Origin of the sequence: Actinomadura sp. KC216 (genome assembly GCF_004348535.1) — a bacterium.
Classification (GTDB): domain Bacteria; phylum Actinomycetota; class Actinomycetes; order Streptosporangiales; family Streptosporangiaceae; genus Spirillospora.
Window position 1 is genome coordinate 1 of record NZ_SMJX01000535.1, and the last position, 3,135, is coordinate 3,135.

General features: G+C 75.5%; 2 protein-coding genes. One reads left to right on the plus strand and one right to left on the minus strand.

The genetic code is table 11. The features are described 5' to 3' along the window. Positions 1-462: hypothetical protein (locus tag E1264_RS41590; protein ID WP_207936943.1), on the minus strand; the 462-nt coding region annotated here is incomplete at its 3' end. 533 nt (positions 463-995) lie between these two features. On the opposite strand from E1264_RS41590, the gene E1264_RS41595 reads away from it, so the two are divergent. Next, positions 996-3,135, plus strand: a 2,140-nt coding sequence (locus tag E1264_RS41595; RefSeq protein WP_132182927.1) for an NB-ARC domain-containing protein, incomplete at its 3' end; no start/stop codon positions are given.

The window sequence follows — 3,135 nt, forward strand, 5'->3', positions numbered from 1 at the left end:
CAGCTGCACGTACGGGTCGGGAGCGTCCCCGACGAGGGCCTCGGCGACCTGGAGGACGGCGAGGGCGCCGCCGCCCGCGCACCTGTCGGCCAGGGCGTCGACGGCGCCCGCCACGCCGGGGGAGTCCCAGCGCAGGGTGGCCGCCGCCAGTTCGCAGGCGAGGTGCTCAGGCAGCTGGTCCATCACGGCGCGGATGGCGTGATCGGCGCTGTCACGGTCGCGTTGTGCGGCGTTGCGAACGGCCCCGACGAGGGCGTCCAGGCGCTGGGCTGCGGGGAGGTCGCGTTCGGGTTCGGCGTTGGGCAGACCCGGGTCGGCGGTCAGCGCGGCGGCACCGCCGAGCTCGGTGGCGCCGATGCCCTGGGTCGCGCAGGTGATCAGTGCGGTGAGCGCTTGCCGCCAGCAGCCGGGGCAGCGTCTCCTGCGGCGACGGCGTCCACGCGAGCGCGGTGAGCGCGGCACGGCGGACGTAGGGGTCACCGTCGCGGAACGCGCTGATTCGGGCGAGGTCCACGCCGGGCACCCGCGCCATCTGCGCCACCGCGCCCGCGCGGTCGGCGTCGGGCAGGGTCCCGCTCGCGGCGCGTTCGAGAAGCGCCAGGTAGGCCTCGCGCTGCCGGGCCCGTCCAGCGGCGCGTCCACGACCGGGCCGCGTACGGGACGTAGGCGAGCATGAGCCGACCACGCCGATGAACGACGCCCGGTAACGGAGCCGGTTCGGCTTCGGGACGCCTCGCGGACGCTGCCGGTGCGTTCAGGGTGTTTTCGAGGGTGGGGGCCGTGTTCTTGGAGGTGGGGGACGCGGCGCGCTGTGGGGCGGCCGACACGTTGGCGAGGGGAAACGGCGCCGCGGACGCGTGAACAATGAAGTACACGAAACCATGGCGGTATACGCAGAGCGATGTCACACTCACAGTGCCATGACGGATGTCCCGGTCAGCGCGCCGCGGCCGGGCTCGGAACGGCGGGGGAGCATGACCGCGACGACCACTCCCGTGAAGACGAATCTCCCCGCCGAACCCAACGCCTTCGTCGGCCGCGAACGCGACGTCGGCGACCTGGCCCGGCTGCTAGAGGGCATGCGCGCCGTGACGCTGTGCGGCGCGGGCGGCATCGGCAAGACCAGGCTCGCGCTGCACGTCGCGCACACGGTGCTCGACACCGGTCCCGACGGCGTCTGGTTCGTTGAGCTGGCCGACGTCCGCCCGGACGGGACGACGGAGCCGGTCGCGCGGCGCGTCGCCACCGTTCTCGACGTCGCTGAGGAGGACGGTCGCCCGCTCACCGAGACGCTCGCCGACGCGCTCCGCGCGCCCGCCGCCCTGATCGTCCTGGACAACTGCGAGCACCTCATCGAGGAGTGCGCCAAGCTGACCGGCACGCTCCTGGCCCGCTGCCCGCGGCTGCGCGTGCTCGCCACCAGCCGGGAACCGCTCCGCATGGCGGGCGAGAACGTGTGGCGCGTCCCGCCGCTGGAGCCCGGCGAGGCGCGGCGGCTGTTCATCGACCGCGCGAAGGCTGCGCGGCCCGGGTTCGACGGCACGGACGCCGTCCACGAGGTCACCCGCGCGCTCGACGGGATGCCGCTCGCGCTGGAACTCGCCGCCGCCCGCGTCCGCGTCCTGTCGGTGGACCAGATCGCGCGGCGCCTCACCGACCGGTTCCGGCTGCTCAGCGCCGGGGACCGCACCGCCCCCGCCCGGCAGCGCACCCTCCGCGCCGCGATCGACTGGAGCCACGAGCTGCTGGACGACCCGGAGCGCATCCTGCTGCGGCGCCTGTCCGTCTTCTCGGGCTGGACGCTGGAGCAGGCCGAGCATGTCTGCGCCGACGCCGCGCTCCCCGCCGACGACGTCCTCGACCTGCTCACCGCGCTGGTCGACAAGTCCCTCGTGACCGTGGCCGGCGAACTCGCCGGGGAGGTCCGGTTCCGGCAGCTCGACAGCATCCGCGAGTACGCGGCGGAGCGGCTCGCCGACGCGGGCGAGGACGAGACGTTCCGCGGCCGCCATCGGGACGCCGTCCTGGCGGCGGCCGAGCGCCACGGCCGGATCGCCGTCGCGCGCGACGACGCCGCGTGGGCCGAACGCGTCGCGCTGTTCAACTGGTACGACGTGCAGCTCGGCAACGTCCGCTCCGCGCTGACCTGGTCACTCGACCGCGGCGACGTCCCCGAGGGCCTGCGGATCTGCACCTCGCTGCGCACCTTCTGGATCGTGCGCGGCCGCGTCACCGAGTGGGCCGACTGGACCGACCGCTTCCTCGCCGCCGCCCACGGGGTCGGGCCCCACGTCCTCGGCCCCGCGCTCGTCGCCCGCGCCCAGCTCGCCCTCGGCGTCCGCGACTTCGCCCAGGCCGCTCGTTACGCCGACGACGGCTTCGCGTCCTGCCGCGACTGCGGCGACGACTTCATGACCGCGTCCGCCCTGATCGCCGGCGCCGAATGCCTGGTCCGCGCCGGGCGGCTCGCGGAAGCGGCCGAACGCCTCGACGAGGCCGACGCGATCGCCGGCGCGCCCCGCCAGGAGTGGAACCGCGCCTACGCCGCCGCCGTCCGCGGCTACCTGCTGATCCGCGGCTCGCGCCTGCGGGAGGCCCGCGAGCATCTGGACGCCGCCGCGTCCGTCATGCGCGACATCGGGCAGCTGTGGGGCGCCTCCCACGCCATGATCGGCCTCGGCCGCCTCGCCGAGCTGCGCGGCGACCAGGTGTCCGCGCGCCGCCACTACGCCGAGGTCCTGCCGATCCTCGCCGAGATCGGCGCCCGCCCGGAGATGGCGCGGGCCCTCGCCGGCCTCGGCCGCGTCGCCCTCGAACAGGACGACCTCCGCACGGCCCGCGAGTCGCTCTCGCAGAGCCTCACGCTGAGCCGCTCGTCCGGCATCCGCCTGGACATGTCCCGCGCCCTGGACGCGTTCGCCGACCTGGTCGCCCGGGAGGGCGACGGCCGCGGCGCGGTGATGCTCGCCGGCGCCGCGTCCGCGCTCCACGAGGCCACCGGCCGCGCCCCCGGGACCGGCGCCCGCCGCGAACGCACCCTGGAACCGATCCGCCGCAAGCTGGGCGAACCCCTCGTCACCCAAGCCTGGGGCGAGGGGCGGGCCATGCCCGCCGACGACGCGATCGCGTACGCCC